This window comes from Acidibrevibacterium fodinaquatile (genome assembly GCF_003352165.1).
Lineage (GTDB): Bacteria > Pseudomonadota > Alphaproteobacteria > Acetobacterales > Acetobacteraceae > Acidibrevibacterium > Acidibrevibacterium fodinaquatile.
This window is the reverse complement of sequence record NZ_CP029176.1, coordinates 2,058,256-2,076,836: the sequence shown is the minus strand read 5'-3', so window position 1 is coordinate 2,076,836 and position 18,581 is coordinate 2,058,256. Positions and strand designations below refer to the sequence as shown.

At 67.1% G+C, this 18,581-nt stretch carries 18 protein-coding genes; 14 read left to right on the top strand and 4 right to left on the bottom strand.

What is annotated here, in order from left to right:
• The first annotated feature begins 37 nt into the window (after positions 1–37).
• Genes rph through msrB form a run of 3 tightly spaced genes read left to right on the top strand, consistent with a single transcriptional unit; the run spans position 38 to position 1,860 of the window.
• Entirely contained in the window at positions 38–769 is a 732-nt protein-coding gene (rph, locus tag DEF76_RS09960) for a ribonuclease PH (RefSeq protein ID WP_114913800.1), read from the top strand.
• Complete coding sequence (locus DEF76_RS09955) at positions 769–1,383, top strand: non-canonical purine NTP pyrophosphatase (RefSeq protein WP_114912206.1); 615 nt, start codon at positions 769–771, stop codon at positions 1,381–1,383. Before rph ends, DEF76_RS09955 begins: the two co-directional genes overlap by 1 nt.
• 33 nt (positions 1,384–1,416) lie before the next feature.
• Complete coding sequence (gene msrB, locus DEF76_RS09950) at positions 1,417–1,860, top strand: peptide-methionine (R)-S-oxide reductase MsrB (RefSeq protein WP_114912205.1); 444 nt, start codon at positions 1,417–1,419, stop codon at positions 1,858–1,860.
• Positions 1,861–1,903: 43 nt separating this feature from the next.
• Here the strand turns inward: msrB and DEF76_RS09945 are convergent, their stop codons facing one another.
• Complete coding sequence (locus DEF76_RS09945; protein WP_114912204.1) at positions 1,904–3,331, bottom strand: hypothetical protein; 1,428 nt, start codon at positions 3,329–3,331, stop codon at positions 1,904–1,906.
• Positions 3,332–3,525: 194 nt separating this feature from the next.
• On the opposite strand from DEF76_RS09945, the gene DEF76_RS09940 reads away from it, so the two are divergent.
• From DEF76_RS09940 to DEF76_RS09930, 3 genes are all read left to right on the top strand, one after another.
• Positions 3,526–3,972 carry a TIGR01244 family sulfur transferase gene (locus tag DEF76_RS09940; RefSeq protein ID WP_114912203.1) on the top strand — a complete coding sequence of 149 codons (447 nt, stop codon included), beginning with the start codon at positions 3,526–3,528 and terminating at the stop codon, positions 3,970–3,972.
• A 6-nt stretch (positions 3,973–3,978) separates the two neighbouring features.
• Positions 3,979–4,764 carry a sulfite exporter TauE/SafE family protein gene (locus DEF76_RS09935; protein ID WP_114912202.1) on the top strand — a complete coding sequence of 262 codons (786 nt, stop codon included), beginning with the start codon at positions 3,979–3,981 and terminating at the stop codon, positions 4,762–4,764.
• Positions 4,765–4,895: 131 nt separating this feature from the next.
• Positions 4,896–5,384, top strand: a complete 489-nt coding sequence (locus DEF76_RS09930; RefSeq protein ID WP_205215975.1) for a DsrE family protein — start codon at positions 4,896–4,898, stop codon at positions 5,382–5,384.
• 57 nt (positions 5,385–5,441) lie between these two features.
• Here DEF76_RS09930 and DEF76_RS09925 read toward each other — a convergent pair whose 3' ends face one another.
• The gene (locus DEF76_RS09925) at positions 5,442–6,701 is read right to left on the bottom strand and encodes a sodium:proton antiporter (protein WP_162800586.1); all 1,260 of its coding nucleotides are present in this window, start codon (positions 6,699–6,701) and stop codon (positions 5,442–5,444) included.
• Positions 6,702–6,810: 109 nt separating this feature from the next.
• On the opposite strand from DEF76_RS09925, the gene DEF76_RS09920 reads away from it, so the two are divergent.
• Genes DEF76_RS09920 through DEF76_RS09895 form a run of 6 tightly spaced genes read left to right on the top strand, consistent with a single transcriptional unit; the run spans position 6,811 to position 12,218 of the window.
• The gene (locus DEF76_RS09920; protein ID WP_114912200.1) at positions 6,811–7,392 is read left to right on the top strand and encodes an SRPBCC family protein; all 582 of its coding nucleotides are present in this window, start codon (positions 6,811–6,813) and stop codon (positions 7,390–7,392) included.
• 23 nt (positions 7,393–7,415) lie between these two features.
• Positions 7,416–8,315, top strand: a complete 900-nt coding sequence (locus DEF76_RS09915) for an AAA family ATPase (RefSeq protein WP_114913798.1) — start codon at positions 7,416–7,418, stop codon at positions 8,313–8,315.
• Positions 8,316–8,325: 10 nt separating this feature from the next.
• Positions 8,326–9,525: a vWA domain-containing protein gene (locus tag DEF76_RS09910; RefSeq protein ID WP_114912199.1), complete on the top strand. Its 1,200-nt coding sequence runs from the start codon at positions 8,326–8,328 to the stop codon at positions 9,523–9,525.
• Between the two features lie 7 nt (positions 9,526–9,532).
• Positions 9,533–9,871 carry an XdhC family protein gene (locus DEF76_RS09905; protein ID WP_114912198.1) on the top strand — a complete coding sequence of 113 codons (339 nt, stop codon included), beginning with the start codon at positions 9,533–9,535 and terminating at the stop codon, positions 9,869–9,871.
• A complete protein-coding gene (locus DEF76_RS20455; RefSeq protein WP_114912197.1) occupies positions 9,868–10,566 on the top strand; it encodes an XdhC family protein in 699 nt (232 codons plus the stop codon). Before DEF76_RS09905 ends, DEF76_RS20455 begins: the two co-directional genes overlap by 4 nt.
• A complete protein-coding gene (locus DEF76_RS09895; RefSeq protein ID WP_114912196.1) occupies positions 10,563–12,218 on the top strand; it encodes an NTP transferase domain-containing protein in 1,656 nt (551 codons plus the stop codon). The genes DEF76_RS20455 and DEF76_RS09895 overlap by 4 nt, the downstream gene beginning before the upstream one ends.
• 125 nt (positions 12,219–12,343) lie before the next feature.
• Here the strand turns inward: DEF76_RS09895 and DEF76_RS09890 are convergent, their stop codons facing one another.
• Both DEF76_RS09890 and acnA read right to left on the bottom strand, forming a co-directional pair.
• Positions 12,344–14,392, bottom strand: a complete 2,049-nt coding sequence (locus tag DEF76_RS09890) for an FUSC family protein (protein ID WP_205215974.1) — start codon at positions 14,390–14,392, stop codon at positions 12,344–12,346.
• Positions 14,393–14,457: 65 nt separating this feature from the next.
• On the bottom strand, positions 14,458–17,145 hold the full coding sequence (acnA, locus tag DEF76_RS09885; RefSeq protein WP_114912195.1) for an aconitate hydratase AcnA: 2,688 nt from the start codon (positions 17,143–17,145) through the stop codon (positions 14,458–14,460).
• A 111-nt stretch (positions 17,146–17,256) separates the two neighbouring features.
• Here acnA and ccmA point away from each other — a divergent pair, with 111 nt between their 5' ends.
• Both ccmA and ccmB read left to right on the top strand, forming a co-directional pair.
• A complete protein-coding gene (ccmA, locus tag DEF76_RS09880) occupies positions 17,257–17,883 on the top strand; it encodes a heme ABC exporter ATP-binding protein CcmA (RefSeq protein WP_114912194.1) in 627 nt (208 codons plus the stop codon).
• Positions 17,880–18,545, top strand: coding sequence for a heme exporter protein CcmB (gene ccmB / locus DEF76_RS09875; RefSeq protein ID WP_114912193.1), 666 nt, complete (start codon positions 17,880–17,882; stop codon positions 18,543–18,545). Before ccmA ends, ccmB begins: the two co-directional genes overlap by 4 nt.
• The last annotated feature ends 36 nt before the right edge of the window (positions 18,546–18,581 follow it).

The window sequence follows — 18,581 nt, the reverse complement described above, 5'->3', positions numbered from 1 at the left end:
AACCCGCGCCCATGAGCACCATCTTGAAAGATCGATCATGAACGCCGATTCCGCCGCACCGCGCACCGCGCGGCCTGCGAACGCCTTGCGGCCAGTCTCGCTCGAGCCCGGCTTCGCCCGCCACGCCGAGGGCTCCTGTCTCATTCGCGTCGGCGGGACCGAGGTTTTGTGCGCCGCCAGCGTCGAAGGCCGCGTCCCCGGTTTTCTCCGCGGCAGCGGCCAGGGCTGGGTGACGGCGGAATACGGCATGCTGCCGCGCGCGACCCACACCCGCGGCGACCGTGAGGCGGCCCGCGGCAAGCAATCCGGCCGCACCCAGGAGATCCAGCGCCTGATCGGCCGCGCGTTGCGCGCCGTCGTCGATCGCGCGGCGCTGGGCGAAATGACGATCACCATCGATTGCGACGTCCTCAACGCCGATGGCGGCACCCGCTGTGCCGCGATCACCGGCGGCTATGTCGCGCTGGCGCTGGCGCTGCGTCATCTCGAGCGCATGCGTGTGATCAAGGCGTCGCCGCTGCTCGGTCAGGTCGCGGCGGTATCCTGCGGCATCGTTGCCGGCGCGCCGGTGCTCGATCTCGATTACGCCGAGGATTCGACCGCCGAGGCCGACGCCAATTTTGTCCTCACCGATCAGGGTGGCCTCGTCGAGGTGCAGGCGACCGCCGAGGGAAAGCCGTTTTCGGAGGCTGAGCTGACAGCCCTTCTCGGCCTCGCCCGTGCGGGCACGGCGGAATTGTTCGCCCGCCAGCGCGCCGTGCTCGGCTGATGGCCCGTCGCCTCGCGCCTGGCACCCGTCTCGTGCTGGCGAGCCACAACCAAGGCAAGCTCGCCGAGATCGCCGCCTTGCTGCGCGCGCCGGACGGAACGCCGCGCGTCGATTTGGTGTCCGCCGGCGATTTGGGACTCCCCGAGCCCGAGGAGACCGCGCCCGATTTCACCGGCAACGCCCGGCTCAAGGCGCAAGCGGCGGCTTTCGCGAGCGGTTTGCCGGCTCTGGCCGATGATTCGGGCTTCTCGCTCGCGGCCCTCGGCGGCGCGCCGGGCGTTCACTCCGCCCGCTGGGCCGGGCCGGAGAAAAATTTCGCCGCCGCCATGGCCGAGATCAACCGCCGGCTGGGCGCGGCAGAGGACCGGCGGGCGTGGTTTTCCTGCGCGCTGGCGCTCGCTTGGCCGGACGGCGAGACCGCGACGTTTCTCGGCCGCGTCGAGGGCCACGCCGTCTGGCCGCCGCGCGGCACGAACGGCTTCGGCTATGATCCGATGTTCGTCCCCCTCGGCGCGCACGAGACCTATGGCGAAATGGCGCCGGCCCGCAAACATGAAGCGAGCCACCGCGCGCGGGCCTTCGCGGCCCTCCTCGCGGCGGTGGTTTCGGCGTAAGCTGCGGGGAATCCCAGACCAGGAGGTGAGGCGATGAAAAATCCGTTTGCCACCGCAAAGACCGTGGCCGAAAAATTTCCGGTCGAGAAATCGCCGGAAGCCTGGCGCGCCGCTTTGACCCCGGCGCAATACGCGGTCTTGCGCGAACACGCGACCGAGCGCGCCGGCACCAGCCCACTGAACGCCGAAAAGCGCCCCGGCACGTTCCTCTGCGCTGGCTGCGGCGCGCCACTTTTTTCCTCGGAGACGAAATACGAGAGCGGCACCGGCTGGCCGAGCTTCTTCGCCCCGATCGCCGAAAACGCCGTCGGCGTCCGCGAGGACCGCAGCCTGTTCATGACCCGGACCGAAACCCACTGCGCGCGCTGCGGCGGCCATCTCGGCCACGTCTTCGAGGACGGCCCGGCGCCGACCGGCCTTCGCTACTGCATGAACGGCGCCGCCCTGCAGTTCGTGCCGCAAGGGGAAAAGACATAGAAAAGGCTTGGTTCTTTTTTGTAAAAAAGAACCAAAAAACTTTTTACACGAAAGCCGCGTGGGTAAGGCCGGTATAACCGACCAAGGTCACCTGTGTGTGATCGGGAAGGGTGAAAGACGTTGACCCATTGGCGACCGTCGCGCTGGCGACGGCGTTGGTCGCCGTGCCGCTCGCATAGCCGTTCAACACCAACCCCGCGTTCGCCGGATTGAAGCCGTTGATATCGACCGTGCCGCCGGCTTGACCATTGACGAAGCCGATCAGCGTGTAGCCGCTCGAATCATAAATCGTGTTGGTGCCGCTTCCGACCTGGACATAATCGATCCCGGCGCTGCCATAGATGGTGTTGTTGCCGGAACCGGCGAAGATATCGCTCGTATCGGTATCGCTATTGCCGCCGATGATGGTGTTGTTGCCGGCAACGGGAATTACCCAGTTGGTGGCGTCGGTGGCGTTCGTCGCCCCGCCAAAAAGATTGCCCGTCGCATTTTGATTGCCGAACATATAGCTCGTGCCGCTCGCGCTCCCGACCAGCGTACTCGCGGTCGCGTTCGGCCCGGCGACGATGATGTTGCCGGAACCCTCGCCATAAACGATGTCATTAGCGCTTTGCGCAACGAGCGCATTGTTGCCGCCGGTGCCGCCGACCAGCTCTTCATTGCTGCTGGTGCCGCCAAACGCGGTGACATTGCCGGTCGCGCCGAACACGCTGAGCGCACCAGAGCCGCCAATCACCGTGCCGGTACCGCCGGGGAGGCTGGAATTGCCCAGCGAGCCATTGATGAAGGTAAGGGTCGAGCTATTGCCGAAAGCGAGCGCGTTGCCGATCGCTTGCACCGTCTCGGCGCCGGCGCTGCCCGCGACGCTGGTGCCGACGATGGTATCGGCGCCTTCGGAATAGATGATGTTCTGGCCCGAGCCAAGGAACATGAGATTGGATTGGGCGCTACCCGTGATGGTGTTGTTGCCATCGGCGGCAACAATGGTGTTCACGCCGCCCTCGAAATCAAAATACCAGCCTTGGATACCGGTCGTGCCGGTCTGCACCAAATTATCGCCGCCGGCGAAAGCCGCCTCGCCACTCGCCCCGTTGACGCTCATCGTCGTGCCGGCGTTGGAGTTGACGATGTATTGCAACGAAGGGTCGGAATCGTTGATCGTTACCGGCACCGTGCTCGCGTTCACCACGGCATAAACGTTCTGGGTGGTGAGATCGAGCGTCGAGAGGCCGGGCGTTTGAAAATCAGTGAAAAGCGCCGTCGGCGCAGAGGGATTGGGCAGGCCGAGCGCGATCTGGCTTGGATCGGTGATGAAATCCGATTGCTGCGTCGAGGAAAAATTCTCGATCGGCGAGACGAAGGTCTGATTGACGTAATTCGCCGAATTGGCGCTGGTGAAGGGGATCGTCACCGAGTCGCCCTGATTATCATAGGGAATGATCAGATTGGCCCCATTCACGGTTCCCGACATCGCGCGCGCTCCTCAAAATTGGCGTCGTCCTAGGTTTTGGCGCGCCGCCGCCGCAAGGCAAGCGGGGCATGGGCATTTTACGGGAATTTAACATCACGTTCTGGCGAAAACGACGAAATCGGGCCTTTGACCTTTGCCCGCCGGCGCGCCAGATTGCCGGCTGATATGAGGCCAAAATCCAAAGGAGCGGTTTCGTGCAAGCGAAGAAAATCCACCACAAATTGAGCGTCTCAGCCCAGATCGTCCCCGAGGATTACGCGCATCTGGCGGCGTCCGGGGTGCGGGCGGTGATCAACAACCGCCCCGACAACGAGGATCCCGGGCAGATACCGGCGGCCGAGGCCGCCAAGCTCGCGGCCAAGCACGGGCTCGACTATCACCACATCCCGATCACCACCGCCGAGATCCCGGCCGAGGCGGTGAAACGTTTCGGCGAAGTCCTGGAAAGCGCGTCGGGGCCGGTGCATGCGCATTGTCGCTCGGGCACGCGCTCGGCGCTGCTGTGGGCGCTGCATCAGGTGCAATCGGGGAAAATGACCGTGGATGAAGCCTGCGCCGCGGCAAGCACACACGGTTTCGATCTTCGCGCGGCCGTCGATCATCACAGCGCCCGACTCGGGCACGGCGCTAAAAAAGCCTGATCGCGCGTGCTCGGCCCAGAGGCGGCGCTCGCGGTCCTGTGCGGCGCCGTGGTCGGCTTCGTGCTCGGGCTGATCGGCGGCGGCGGCTCGATTCTCGCGACCCCCTTGCTGCTCGCCGTCGTCGGTCTGCCGCCGCATCAGGCGATCGGCACCGGGGCCTTGGCGGTCGCGGTCAATGCCTTCGCCAATCTCGTGAGCCACGCCCGCGCCGGCCATGTGCGCTGGCGCCGCGCTGGCGTTTTCGCGCTGGTGGGCGCACTCGGCGCGGCGCTCGGCTCGACCCTCGGCAAGGCTTTCGATGGCGAGCGGCTGTTGGCGCTATTCGCGCTTTTAATGCTGGTGGTCGGCGTGCTCGCGCTCCGCGATCAGCGGGCGGCGCCGGCCGAGGCGCAGGCCCGCCCGCTCGCCCATGAACTGCCGCGCCTTGTTGCGACGGCGCTCGGCGTTGGCCTGTTATCCGGGTTTTTTGGCATCGGCGGCGGCTTTCTGATCGTCCCCGGCCTTTTGTTCGCGACCAATCTCAGCATGATCGAGGCAGTCGGCTCGTCCCTGCTCTCGGTTGGCAGTTTCGGCCTGACGGCGGCGGTGAATTACGCGCTCTCCGGCCTCGTCGCCTGGGGGGTTGCGGCCGAATTCGTCGCCGGCGGCGTCGGCGGCGGCCTGCTCGGCCTTCTCGTTGCGCGCCATCTCGCGGCGCGGCGCTCGGCTTTGCGCCGGGTTTTTGCCGCGATCGTGCTGGTGGTCGGGGTCTATCTTCTCATACGCGCCGGCCGCGCCGCCGGCTGGATATGAACGGCCCGATGAGGTCGCGGCGATCAATCGAATAAAGTGATTGATCCAAGTGAAACCTTTCGTTTGATATCAGCGGCTTTCCGTGTCTTGTTGCCGCTATCGGGATAAACCGATGACAAAGGAGAAACGCCTTGCGACAGATTTTTTCTCAACTCCGTCCGCTCGCCCTCGGCCTCGTGCTCGCGGCGTTCGGCCTCGTCCTTGCGACCGGCCAGGGGCACGCACAGCTGACGCCGCCGCCCGGCTATTACAAGGATCAAAAGGTCGTCTATCACAATGACGGCGGCACGCCCGACAATGCCGCCTATTTCCGCAAGCTGCTCACCAATATTCGCAACCACGTCAACGCGGTGGGCAAGGATCATATCGAGGTGCGGGTGGTCGATCACGGCGACGGGCTGATCCTGTTCCAGCTCGCGAACCAGGACGCCGATCTCGCCAAACGCATCGACGCCCTCAAGGCCGATGGGGTGAAATTCCTGATCTGCGGCAGAACCCTCGCCGAGCGCCATATCGACTGGCATACGCTTTATGGCGTGAAGGAGGGGGATCTGGTGCCGAGCGGCGTTGCCGAACTCGCGCGCCTGCAAGGCATGGGCTACGTCTATATCCATCCCTGAGTGGGAAAGCAGGGCAGGGGGTGACCCCTGCCCCGACCGCCCACCCGCGCGCGACGCTCAGCGGAAAAATACTACCCAGACGAGACCGAGCGCCGGGGCGAGGGCGAGGGCGGCAAGCCCGGTATAGCCGAAGAACCGCGGCATCCTGATCCCGCGCTGGGCGGCGATGGTGCGGATCATCATATTCGGCGCGTTGCCGATATAGGTGAGCCCGCCGAACAGCACCGCGCCGGCGCTGATGGCGCGGAGCGCGTCATCGGACGGCAGGCCCTCGCCCCCCGCTTGGCGGAAAAAGATCAGATAGGTCGGCGCATTGTCGAGAAACGCCGAGGCGAGGCCGCTGCCCCAGAAATTGGCGGTTGCGGAAAGCGGCGTTTGCGTCTGCGTCGCGAGCAGCGCTAGCACCGGCGTGATGGTGATGAAAATCGCCGGGAACAATTTCGCGATTTCGACGAGCGGCGCCCATTCGAAGAGATTGGCCTCGCGCACGGCGAGCGGCGTGATCGCGGAGGCAAGCCCGGCGAGCGCGAGGAATAGCAGACTGGCCGCCAGCCGCTCGCCATCGATCGCGGCGCCGAACAGCCGCACGGTGCCCGGATGCCAGATCGCTTGCCCGAGGACGGTGAGATTGATGAGCGCGATCAACAGCAGATGCCAGCGCCCGCGAAGCCGGAGCCGCCCGCGCGGCTCGGGCGGCGGCGCGGCCCGCGCCGAGCGCCGATCGAGAAGGTAGAACCCGGCAAGCACCGGGGCGGCAAAAACCAAGAGCGGCAAAGCGAGATGGCGGAGCGGCCAGAAAAACGGCACGCCCTGGAGGAAGCCGAGATAAAGCGGCGGATCGCCGAGCGGTGACAAGGCGCCACCGGCATTGCCGATGAGCAGAATGAGGGCGATCACGATATGGATCTTCTGCGCCCGGTGCGCATTGGCGCGCAGCAAGGGGCGGATCAGCACCATCGACGCGCCGGTGGTGCCGATCACCCCGGCGAGCAGGGTGCCGACGGCGAGCCAGGCGGTATTGCTCGCCGGCGTGCCGCCAGGGCCGCCGCGGATCAACATGCCGCCGGTTGTCGCATAAAGCGCGAGCAACACGCTGACGAATGGCAGATACTCGGTGAGCAACGCCGACCAGCATTCGGTCAAAGCCGCGTGCAGCCCATCATGGGCGGCGAGGGGAAAGAGAAAGAGCAGGCTCCAGAACGCGGCGATCGCACCGAGCCGGCGATGCCAGAATCGCGGCGCCACCATCGGGAATAGCGCGATCGAAAGCAGCAGCCCGGCGAAGGGCAGGGCTTCGAGGAGCGGGGGCGGTTGCATGGTGGACAGGGTGCAAGTAACGTTTGCGCGGCGCAACCGCGCCAAAGCACCGGCATGGTGAAAATGCGATGAAAATGGTGGACGTGACGAACGTGATGGACGAATCCCGATGGATATGACGGGCGAACGGCGCATTCCGGCGCCACGCGAGACGGTTTGGGCGGCGCTCAATGATCCGGAGGTGCTGAAAGCCGCCATTCCGGGCTGCGAGAGCCTGGAAAAAACCTCTGAGACCGAGATGAAGGCAACGGCATCGGTCAAGATCGGTCCGATCGCGGCGCGTTTCACCGGCAAGGTGCAGCTTTCCGATATCGATCCGCCGAACGGCTATACCATCGGCGGCGAAGGGCAGGGGGGTGTCGCCGGCTTCGCCAAGGGCGGCGCCAAGGTGCGTCTCGAACCCGATGGTGGCGCGACCCTGCTCCGCTATGAGGTCAATGCCCAGGTCGGTGGCAAGATCGCGCAGCTCGGCGCGCGGCTGATCGATGCGACCGCGAAATCCATGGCCGATCAGTTCTTCAACCGCTTCACCGCCCATCTGACCCCGCCGGAAACCGCCGAAGCGGCCGCAGCGCCGCCCGCGCCGGCACCCGCAGGGTCGCGCGAGGCCATGGGGCTGCCTTTGGTCGCTTGGATCGGCGGCGTCATTTTCTTGGCAATCCTTTTGCTTCTGTTCGGATCTCTCCTCTAGTGGCTGATCTCGCCCGCACCGCCATGCCGCGCGATGTCGCGGCGACCATGGCGCTTTTGGCGCGCGGTGGCTATGTCGCCGACGCCGATCTCGCAACCACCGTGCATCTCGCCCTCGCCATGGGGCGGCCGCTATTCCTCGAAGGCGAGCCCGGCACCGGCAAGACCGAGATCGCCAAAGTGTTGGCCGAGGGGCTCGGGCGGCGGCTGGTGCGGCTGCAATGCTATGACGGGCTTGATCTCCAGGCGGCGGCCTATGAGTGGGACCATGCGCGGCAATTGATGGCGATCCGCCTTGCCGAGGCTTCGGGCGAGACCGATCGCGATCTCCTCGCGCGCTCGATCTATGGCCGCGAATTCCTGCGCGAGCGGCCGCTGCTTTCGGCGATCGACCCGTCTTTGCCGCCCGCCGTGCTGCTGATCGACGAGCTGGATCGCGCGGACGAACCGTTCGAAGCGTTTTTGCTCGAACTGCTCGCCGATTTTCAGATCACCGTGCCCGAATACGGCACCATCCGCGCGAGTTCGCCGCCGCCGGTCGTCATCACCTCGAACCGCACCCGCGAGGTCCATGACGCGATCCGCCGCCGTTGCCTCTATCACTGGGTCGATTACCCCGATGCCGCCCGCGAGCGGGAAATTCTCGCCCGCAAGGCGCCGGAGGTGCCCGGGCTGCTTGCCGCCCAGGTCGTCGCCTTCGTCCAGCGCTTGCGCGGCGAGGAATTGTTCAAGCTCCCCGGGGTTGCCGAGACGATCGATTGGGCGAGCGCGCTCCGCACCCTCGACCAGCACGCGCTGACCCCCGACGCGGTTGATGAAACGCTAGGTGTTTTGCTGAAATATCAAGACGATATCAGTAAGATTCGCGGCGCCGAGGCAGCCCGTCTGGTGGCCGAGGCGAAGGACACGGCAGCGGCGCGATGAGCGCGGCCGAATGAGTGCGGCGCCGCCAGGCCGATTGGTCGATAACGTCGCCGAGTTCGCGCGCCTGCTCCGCCGCGCCGGCCTGCCGGTCGGCCCGGCCGAGACGCTGGCCGCCGCCGAGGCGCTGACCCGGATCGATCTCGGCGCCAAGGCCGAGGCCAAGGCGGCGCTCGCGGCGACGATGGTGCATCGGCGCGAACACCGCGAGATTTTCGACCAGGCTTTCGCGCTGTTCTGGCGTGACGCCACCGCCGCGCGCCACGCGCTCGCCATGACGCTGATGGAAAAGCGCAAGGAGATCGAGCGCAAACCCGCGCCGGCGGCCCGCCGCGTCGCCGAAGCCTTCGCCCGCCCGCGTGATCAGGCGCCCGAGCCGAAGGACGAGCCGCCCCGCTTCGATGCGGTGCTCACCGCTAACGCCGCCGAGCGGCTACAGGCGATGGATTTCGAGGCCATGGGGGCCGAGGAGATCGCTCTTGCCAAGCGCGAAATCCGCCGCCTCGTCCTTCCCCTCGATGCCCGCCGCACCCGCCGCCGCCACGCCGACCCGCTGGGCGCTGAGATTGATCTCCGCGCGACCTTGCGGACCAGCCTGCGCCAGGGCGGGGAAATCCTCTCGCTTGCCCGCGCGCGCCGCGTCGAACGGCCGCCGCCGCTCGTCGTGATCTGCGACATTTCTGGATCAATGGCGCGCTATGCCCAGATTTTGCTGCATTTTCTTCACGCCGTCAGCAATGCGCGCGAGCGCGTGCAGGTGTTTTTGTTCGGAACGCGGCTTTCCAACATCACCCGGCAATTGCGTTACCGCGATGCCGAGGTCGCCTTTCAGATGGTCGCTCATGTGGTGCCGGACTGGTCGGGCGGGACGCGAATCGGCGAGGCGCTCGCCATCTTCAACCGCCGCTGGGCGCGGCGCGTGCTGGGGCAGGGGGCGATCGTGCTGCTGGTGACCGATGGGCTGGACCGTGACGGCGCCATCGGGCTCGCCGAAAACATGGACCGCCTCCATCGCTCCTGCCGGCGGCTGATTTGGCTCAATCCGCTGTTGCGTTGGGAGGGGTTTCAACCCAAATCCCAGGGGGTGCGGGCGATGCTGCCCCATGTCGATGAGTTTCGTCCGGTGCATAATCTCGCGAGCCTGCGCGCGCTGATCGACCTCTTGTCCCGCCCGGCGCCGGCCCGCGAGCGGATCATGGCTTTGGCCTCGTGAGGTAAAAATGAACCAAATCAATCAGATCGAGCCGGTGGAAGACATTCTGGCGATCGCCGCAAGCTGGCACGCCGCCGGCGAGAAAGTGGCGCTGGCGACGGTCACCGAAACCTGGGGCTCCTCGCCGCGCCCGGCGGGCAGCCAGATGGCGATCACCGCCAGCGGCCGCATGGCGGGCTCAGTGAGTGGCGGCTGCATCGAAGGCGCGGTCGCGGAAGCGGCGCGCGAGACGATCACGAGCGGGGTGCCGCGCCTCCTCGATTTTGGCGTAACCCACGAGCGCGCGTGGGAGGTCGGCCTCGCCTGCGGCGGCAAGGTCAAAGTCTTCGTCGAGGCCCTGGCATGACCCCGGCGCTGCTCGCCGCTGTGCAAGCGGCGCGGGCGGCAAAGCGCCCGGTGGTTCTGGCAACCCGCCTGCCCGACGGCATGCAGCGTCTGCTCCCCGATCCGGCTGCCCCGCCCACCCTGGCCGAGGCTGCGGCGCGAGCGCTCAAAGACGATGTCTCAGGGCCGGCGGTGCTCGGCGGCGAAAACTGGTTCCTCCATGTCTATAACCCGCCGCCGCGTCTTGCCATCGTCGGCGCCGTCCATATCGCGCAGGCCTTGGCGCCGATGGCGGCGGGGCTCGGCTTTGGTGTCACCGTGATCGACCCGCGCGGCGCGTTCGCGACCAAGGAGCGCTTTCCCGGCGTCGAAATCACCACCGCCTGGCCGGACGAGGCGATGGCGGCGTTTGCGCCCGACACCAGAAGCGCCGTGGTGACGCTGACCCATGACCCGAAGCTCGACGACCCGGCGCTCGACGCGGCGCTTCGTTCGCCGGCGTTCTATATCGGCGCGCTGGGCTCACGAAAGACCCACGCCGCACGGCTCAAGCGCTTGCGCGAACTCGGTCATGACGAGGCCAGCTTGTCGCGCATCCACGGCCCGGTCGGGCTCGACATCGAGGCGGTGACGGCGCCCGAGATCGCGCTTTCCATCCTCGCCGAGATCGTCGCGGTGCGGCGCGGCGCGGCAATGGGACAGAAGGCGGCGGCGTGATTTTCGGCGATGTGGCGCTTGCCGAGGCTGAGGGAGCAATTCTCGCGCACACGCTGCGTCTGCCCGCCCGGGTCATCAAAAAGGGCACAATCCTCGATGCCGCGGCCGTCGCGGCCTTGCGCGAGGCCGGCTATGCGTCGGTGGTCGCGGCCCGGCTCGAGCCCGGTGATGTCGGCGAGAACGAGGCGGCGAGCCGGCTTGCGCAAGCGCTGGTGGCGCCGGGGATCGTCGCCAGCCGCGCCGGCACCGGCCGGGTCAATCTCAGCGCCGATGTCCACGGGCTTTTCACCGCCGATCGCGACGCGATTGACCGGCTGAACGCCGTCGATGAGGCGCTGACGCTGGGCACCTTGCCGGACGCGACCGAGGTTGCGCCGCGCGAAATGGTGGCGACGGTGAAAATCATCCCCTTTGCGGTCGCCGAGGAGAAACTCGCCCGCGTCGAAGCATTGGCGCGCGCCTCAAGCCCGATGCTCGCCGTTCACCCGTTCCGCCCGCTCACGGTCGGGCTCGTGCTCACCGAATTGCCCGGGCTCAAGGAAAGCATCGCACAAAACACCATCGCCGCGACCGCGGCGCGGGTTGCCGGGCTTGGCGGTGGCCTGTTGCCGCCGCGCCGCTGCCGGCACGAGGAAGCCGCGATCGCCGAGGAACTGCGCGCGCTCCTCGCCCAGGATGCCGATCTGCTGCTGATCGCCGGGGCTTCGGCGGTGGTCGATCGTCGCGATGTCGGGCCAGCGGCGATCGTGCGGGTGGGCGGCGAGATCCGCCATTTCGGCATGCCGGTCGATCCCGGCAATCTTATCTGCGTCGGCCGCATTGGCGACAAGCCCGCCCTGGTGCTTCCCGGTTGCGCCGGCAGCCCAAAGCCAAACGGTATCGATTTCGTGCTCCGCCGTCTCGCCGCCGGCTTCGATGTCGGGGCGGAGACGGTGACGCGGCTTGGCGTCGGTGGCCTGCTGAAAGATATCAGCGCCCGCCCGCTGCCGCGCGCCAAGGCGGTGCCGCCGCCCGCCGCCGCCGCGCCGCGCCGGCCGATGATCGCCGCCATCGTGCTCGCCGCCGGGCAGTCCTCGCGCATGGCGCCGCACCACAAGCTTTTGCTGCCCGATCGAACGGGGAAGCCGATGATCGCCCGCGTCGTCGATAATCTCCTGTCGTCGCCGGCGCGGCCGATCCTCGTCGTCGTTGGCCACCGCGCCGAGGAGATCAAGGCGGCGCTCGCCGGGCGGCCGGTCACGTTCGTCCCCGCCGCCGATTACGCCGAGGGGCTCGCCGCCAGCCTCCGCGCCGGGATCAAAGCACTCCCGAACGAGGCGCAGGCGGCGCTGATCTGCCTTGGCGACATGCCGCTGGTGACGGCGCGGGTGATCGAGCGGCTGCTCGCGGCCTATACCCCCGACGAAGGGCGGCTGATCGCGGTGCCTGTCCATGAGGGCCGCAGGGGCAACCCGGTGCTCTGGGACCGGCGGTTTTTCGGCGAGATCGCCGCCCTCAGCGGCGATGGCGGGGCGCGGCGCCTGCTCGACGCCCATCCCGAAGCGATCGTCGAGGTCGATCTCCCGGAGGACTCGGTGCTGCGCGATTTCGACACCGTCGAAAGCCTCGCGACCCTCCCGGAACGGCTCCGACCAATCGTTGCGTCAGGATAGAATCGTTCTTTTTTGAAAAAAAGAACCAAAAAACTTTCCCCCGTTGGGTAGTATCGGCGCCGCGACATCAGGACAAAAGTCTTTTTGCTTCTTTTTCTTCAGAAAAAGAAGTGTTTTTATTAATTTTAACCCGTTATATAGTGTGCGTCTCGCCGCCGCGCGCCGGCGATGAGATCGACTTGGCGGGCGATGCGGCCGAGGGCCTCGGCGAGGGCGGGATCGCTCGGCGTGGGCGGCGCGGGCATCGCCGCGAGCGTGGCGAGCGCCGGCCCGATCCATGCGCGCCAGGCGGAGAGTGTGGCGTGATCGGCGGTGGCGATGGGCGCGGCGGCCAGGCGCATCGCCGCGAGCCGCCCGGCCAGGCGCCGCAGCGCGGCATCGGCGAGAAGCGCCGTCTCCAGCCGCTCGCGCTGGCGGCGACGGGGTTCGTGTAGAGCCCGTGCGAGGGACGCCTCGAGATTGTTGGAGGCGATTCCCGCCGCCCGTCGTGCCGCTTCCACGCGCCCCTCGTCCCCCTCGGCGAGCAAAAATGCCAGGGTCGCCTCGGCATAGCGGGCATGGGCGGAGAGTGCCGCGGCAAGCTCGCCCTCGACACGTTCGGGCTCCCAGCTCGGCCACAAGACCAGCACGCCGGCGACCGCGAATAGCCCGCCGAGCAGCGTATAAAGCGCCCGCATGACGGCGATCTCGAGGCCGCTCGTCCCGGCATGGCCGATTTCCAGAAGCAGCACGATGAGCGGCGTCAGCAGCATGATGTAGAGCCCGAAACTCGCGACCCTGACCGCCATCGCGGCGATGGTGAGCGGAAACAGGGCGGCGGCGAGCTGCCAGGGCGAATGGAGCACGAGCGCAAGGAGGGAGGCGAGGAAACCGCCAATGACGGTGCCGGCAATACGCTCGAGCGCCCGCTGCAGCGTGACCGCGAAATAAGGCTGCATGGTTAAAACCAGCGTGATGGTCAACCAATGCTGATAGGAGCCGCCATGGGAGAAGGTGATCGCGAGCGCCGGCGCCGCGACCAGGGCGGTGCGGAGCGCGTGGCGAAGCGCCGCCGAGTCGGTCGCGAAATTGGCAACCAGCGGGGCCCGGATGCGCACAAGAAGCGGCGGCGTGGAGCCGTCTGCCATCGCGCCGGGGTTGAGGCCGGCGGGGAGGGTGACGGTGAGCGCGATCGTCAGGCGATCGACGATGGCGGCGGCGATGCGGCGGATCGGATCGTCGGGCGCAAGGCCGGCGACCGGCGCCGGCAACGCCGCGATCACCTGCGCCATGCGGGTTGGGGCTGTAATGCGGTCACGAACGATCCCGCGCGCCAGGGTCGCGAGCAGGGGCGCTGCGCGGCGAAGCAGCTTCGCCGCCGCCTGCCGCCGCGCCGGCTCGCGCGCCGATTGCAGGATGTCATCGAGGGCGATGAGGGCGGCGAAGATCTGTTCCGCCGCTTCCAGCCGGATCAAGCTTTGGGCCGCGCGCGGGCTTTGCGCGCCGCGCTGGCGGAGCGTTGCGAGCACGATGCCGCGCGCCTGTTCGATCGCATCCCGCACCAGGCGCCGATGCGCCCGCGCATGCGCGTCCCACGCGGCGGCGTCACCCGCGGCGACCAAGCGGCGGAGATCGGCGGCGAGGAGAGCGAGCGCTCGGTAGATTTCCGCGACCGCCCGCCGCGTCGGGCGATAGGGATGGAGCCGCCAGATCACCAGCGTGAGGAACACCGCCCAGAGCCCGCCGGCGATGAACAGAAGGGCGCTCGCGAACGCCGTCGCGGCGTCCGGCCAGGGGCGATCGAGGGCGAGCACGAGGACGACGGTTGCGAGCGCGCCGACCTGTTGCGCCGCCTGGCCGTAGATGCGGGCGAAGCTGAACACGAACACGCCAAGGCAGGCGAACGGGATGGCCGCATAGCCGAGGCCGCGCAAAAACCCGAAGCCTGAGAGCGTTGCGGCGCCGAGAAAGGTGAAACTGAGCAGCGCCGGCACCCGCCGGCTGACCGGCCCGCCAGGGTCGCACATGCAGGTAAAAAGCGCCGCCAGCGCCGCCTGCATCAGCGCGGGCGCGGCGAGCAAGCCCGAAAGTGCGACGATGACCGCAACGGCGAGCGCCGCGCGGACCCCTTCGGCGATGCTGATTGCGCGCAGATCAAGCGCAATCGGCAGCCGGCTGAGATCGGCGCCCGGCAACGCGCTGAGCCGAAAACGGCCCAGATTCGCAAGGAACCTAGGCCGCCGCAACGTAAGGCGCCGGCTCAGGCCGCCATGCCGCGCAAAACATAGGGCAGGATGCCGCCGTGGCGGCAATAAGCGACCTCATCGGCGGTATCGACGCGGCAAAGCAAGGTGATCTCGTCGGTCGCGCCGTTCGGGCGATGGATTCTGAGCGCGAGATCCATGCGCGGGCGAAGCGTGTCGAGGCCGAGCAGATCGAAGGTTTCCTCACCCGTGAGCTTTAAGGCCTTGCGGTCCATGCCGTCCTTGAAGGTGAGCGGCAGGACGCCCATACCGACGAGATTGGAGCGATGGATGCGCTCGAAGCTCTCGGCGATGACGGCGCGGATGCCGAGCAGCATCGTCCCCTTCGCCGCCCAGTCACGCGAGGAGCCGGTGCCGTATTCCTTGCCGCCGAACACCACCAGCGGCACCCCCTCCTTCTGGTAGCGCATGGCGACGTCATAGATCGGCGCTTGCTCGCCGGAGGGGAAGTGCTTGCTGTATCCACCTTCGACGCCCGGCAGCATCTCGTTTTTGATGCGGATATTGGCGAAGGTGCCGCGCATCATCACCTCGTGATTGCCGCGCCGCGCGCCATAGGAATTGAAATCCGCCTCGCGCACCTGATGGGTCAGCAGATATTCGCCGGCGGGGGAGGATTTCTTGATGCTGCCGGCCGGGCTGATGTGATCGGTGGTAATGGAATCGCCGAAAATCGCCAGCGCGCGCGCCCCTTTGATGTCCGCGACCCCGGGTGGCGTCTTGCTGATGTCCTTGAAATAGGGCGGGTTCTTGACATAGGTCGAGCCGTCGTTCCAGCGATAGGTCGCCTCGTGCGCGGCGACCTTGATGCGCTGCCACTGCTCCGGCCCCTTGAAGACGTCGCTATAGCGGGCGACGAATTTCTCCCGCGTCACATGCTGCGCGATCGCCTCGGCGATCTCCGCGTTGCTCGGCCAGACATCGCGGAGATGGACCGGCTTGCCATCCGACCCGGTCCCGAGTGGCGCCGTTGTGATGTCTTCGCCGATCGTGCCGAGGAGGGCATAGGCGACCACCAGCGGCGGGCTTGCGAGGTAATTCGCGCGCACATTGGGATGCACGCGGCCCTCGAAATTGCGGTTGCCCGAGAGCACCGAGACCGCGACCAGCTTGTTGTCCTCGATCGCGTTGGCGATCGCCTCATCGAGCGGGCCGGAATTGCCGATGCAGGTGGTGCAGCCATAGCCGACGGTGTTGAAGCCGAGCGCGTCGAGATCGGCGTCGAGCCCGGCGCTTTTGAGATATTCGGTGACCACCTGCGAGCCGGGCGCGAGCGAGGTTTTCACCCAGGGTTTCGGCGCGAGCCCGCGCGCGCGGGCTTTGCGCGCCACCAGCCCGGCGGCGATCATCACCGCGGGATTGGAGGTGTTGGTGCAGCTGGTGATCGCGGCGATGACGACGTCGCCATGGCCGATCTCGTAATTCTTGCCGGCGACCTTGACCTTTTTGGCCGCCTGCTCGGCGCTCACGGCGAAATTCTTGGCCAATTCCGCCGAAAACGCGCCGGCGGCCTTGTCGAGGGCGACGCGATCCTGCGGCCGCTTCGGCCCGGCAAGCGAGGGGACGACGCTGCCGAGATCGAGTTCTAGCGTAGTGGAGAATTTTGGCTCGGGCGCGGTCTCGTCGCGCCACATGTTTTGCGCCTTGAGATAGGCCTCGATGAGGGCGAGCCGGTGCGGATCGCGGCCAGAGAGACGCATGTAATCGAGCGTCACCCGGTCGATCGGAAAGAAGCCGCACGTCGCGCCATATTCCGGCGCCATGTTGCCGATGGTGGCGCGATCGGCGAGCGGCAGATGATCGAGGGCAGGGCCGTAGAATTCGACGAATTTGCCGACCACGCCCTTTTTGCGCAGCATTTCGGTGACGGTGAGGACGAGATCGGTCGCCGTCATGCCCTCGCGGAGCCGGCCGGTGAGGCGAAAGCCGACGACATCGGGGATCAGCATCGCGATCGGCTGGCCGAGCATCGCCGCCTCGGCCTCGATGCCGCCAACCCCCCAGCCGAGCACGCCAAGCCCATTGACCATCGTCGTGTGGCTGTCGGTGCCATAGAGCGTGTCGGGATAGGCGACATGTTTGCCCTCGGCCTCGGCGGTCCACACCCCTTGCGCGAGATATTCGAGATTGACCTGATGGCAGATGCCGGTGCCGGGCGGGACGACGCGGAAATTGCTGAACGCCTCCTGGCCCCAGCGGAGGAATTCATAGCGCTCGCCATTGCGCTCGAACTCGATCGCGACGTTGCGGGCAAGCGAGTCGGCGCGGCCGGCGACATCGACCATCACCGAATGATCGATCACGAGATCGACCGGCACCAGCGGGTTGACACGGGCGGGATCGCCGCCGAGCCGGGTGATGCCGTCACGCATCGCCGCGAGATCGACGACGGCGGGAACCCCGGTGAAATCCTGCATCAGGATGCGCGCCGGGCGGAACGGCACCTCGCGCTCGGAATGGGCGTTTTCCAGCCAGCCCGCGATCGCCTTGGCGTCATCGACGGTATAGGACTTGCCGTCCTCGAACCGGAGGATGTTTTCGAGCAGAATCTTGAGCGTGACCGGAAGCCGGGAGATGTCGCCAAGCGTTCGCGCCGCTTCGGGGAGGGAAAAATAGTCGTAGGATTTTCCCTCTACAGTAAGCGTGCGGCGGGTTTTGAGGCTGTCCTGGCCGACCGTTTTCATGCGCTCTCGCTCCATTTGGCCACGTGCGGCGCCATTGCGCCACGGGCATGCGTTGCATGAGGCGCGGGCTTAGACCATACCCCGCGCAGCGACAAGCGGGGGCGGGCGCGGATGGCGGGCGAAGACGCACGGGACGAGAATCGGGCATGGCTGGAAGTCCGCCAGATCGCGGCGTTTCGTGGCGAGCGTCTGGTGCTCGAGGGGGTGTCGTTTCGGCTTGACGCCGGTGGCGCGTTGCTGTTGCGCGGAGCGAATGGGGCCGGAAAATCGACATTGCTCCGCGTCCTCGCCGGCCTCATTCCGCCCGCCGCCGGAACGTTGCTCTGGCGCGGGGAGGACGCGCTCGCCGATCTTTCCTATCACGCCCGAAGGCTCGCCTATCTCGGCCATCAGGATGCGGTGAAGCCGGGGCTTTCGGTTGCCGAAAACCTTGCCTTCTGGGCGCGCCGCGGCGGCGATGTCGGGGCGGCGCTGGCAGCCGTCCATCTCGCGCCGCTCGCCGATCTCCCGGCGCGCTTCCTCTCCGCCGGCCAGCGGCGAAGGCTCGCGATCGCGCGTCTGCTGCTTACCCGCGCGCCGCTCTGGCTGCTCGATGAGCCTGGCAACGGCCTCGATGACGCCTCGCTCACCGCTCTCGGCGCGATTGCGGACCGGCATCGCGCCGCGGGCGGGATGGTGATCGCGGCGACGCATCACGATCTGCCATTTCCCAATTCATCTCATGTTTTCCTTTCATGAGACTGTTTTTTCACCTCATTTTTCGAGAACTCCGCCTTTCGCTCCGTCACGGCGCCGATACGCTCGCGGCCTTGCTGTTCTTTTTCCTCGCAGGAACATTGTTTCCGCTCGCGATCGGGCCGGCGCCGGCGGAACTCGCGCGGATCGCGCCCGGCATCGTCTGGGTCGCAGCCCTGCTTGCCGCCCTGCTGCCGCTCGACCGCCTCTTCGGCGCCGACTTCGAGGACGGCGCACTCGACCAGTGGCTGCTCTCCGGCCTTCCGGCCGCCGCCATCGCGCTCGCCAAGGCAACCGCGCACTGGTTGACGACCGGCCTGCCACTGCTGCTCGCCGCCGCGCCGCTCGCGCTCATGCTCCGTGTGCGGACGGAAATTTTGCCGGTGCTGCTCGGCGGGCTATTGCCGGGGACGCTCGCGCTTTCGCTTTTGGGGACGGCAGGGGCGGCGATCGTGCTCGGCGCGCGGCGCGGCGGCGTCCTGCTGCCGCTTCTCGTCTTGCCGCTCGCCGTCCCGGTGCTGATTTTCGGCACTACCGCCGCCGCCGCCGCCGCCGTTCACCTGCCGGTGAGGCCGCATCTCCTGCTTTTGCTCGCAGTGCTCGCGGTGCTGCTTGCGCTCGCCCCGCTCGCCGCCGGGGCGGCCTTGCGCGCGGCGGCGGAGTAGGGAGAAAATGCGGGGGAAAGGCAGAAGTAAAGATTG

Coding starts and splice junctions, on each gene's coding strand:
- ccmB (WP_114912193.1), top strand. CDS start 17,880: ATGAGACTGTTTTTTCACCTCATTTTTCGAGAACTCCGCCTTTCGCTC.
- DEF76_RS09925 (WP_162800586.1), bottom strand. CDS start 6,701: ATGCAACCGCCCCCGCTCCTCGAAGCCCTGCCCTTCGCCGGGCTGCTG.
- DEF76_RS09910 (WP_114912199.1), top strand. CDS start 8,326: ATGAGTGCGGCGCCGCCAGGCCGATTGGTCGATAACGTCGCCGAGTTC.
- DEF76_RS20455 (WP_114912197.1), top strand. CDS start 9,868: ATGACCCCGGCGCTGCTCGCCGCTGTGCAAGCGGCGCGGGCGGCAAAG.
- ccmA (WP_114912194.1), top strand. CDS start 17,257: ATGGCGGGCGAAGACGCACGGGACGAGAATCGGGCATGGCTGGAAGTC.
- msrB (WP_114912205.1), top strand. CDS start 1,417: ATGAAAAATCCGTTTGCCACCGCAAAGACCGTGGCCGAAAAATTTCCG.
- DEF76_RS09915 (WP_114913798.1), top strand. CDS start 7,416: ATGCCGCGCGATGTCGCGGCGACCATGGCGCTTTTGGCGCGCGGTGGC.
- DEF76_RS09920 (WP_114912200.1), top strand. CDS start 6,811: ATGGATATGACGGGCGAACGGCGCATTCCGGCGCCACGCGAGACGGTT.
- DEF76_RS09945 (WP_114912204.1), bottom strand. CDS start 3,331: ATGTCGGGAACCGTGAATGGGGCCAATCTGATCATTCCCTATGATAAT.
- rph (WP_114913800.1), top strand. CDS start 38: ATGAACGCCGATTCCGCCGCACCGCGCACCGCGCGGCCTGCGAACGCC.
- DEF76_RS09905 (WP_114912198.1), top strand. CDS start 9,533: ATGAACCAAATCAATCAGATCGAGCCGGTGGAAGACATTCTGGCGATC.
- acnA (WP_114912195.1), bottom strand. CDS start 17,145: ATGAAAACGGTCGGCCAGGACAGCCTCAAAACCCGCCGCACGCTTACT.
- DEF76_RS09955 (WP_114912206.1), top strand. CDS start 769: ATGGCCCGTCGCCTCGCGCCTGGCACCCGTCTCGTGCTGGCGAGCCAC.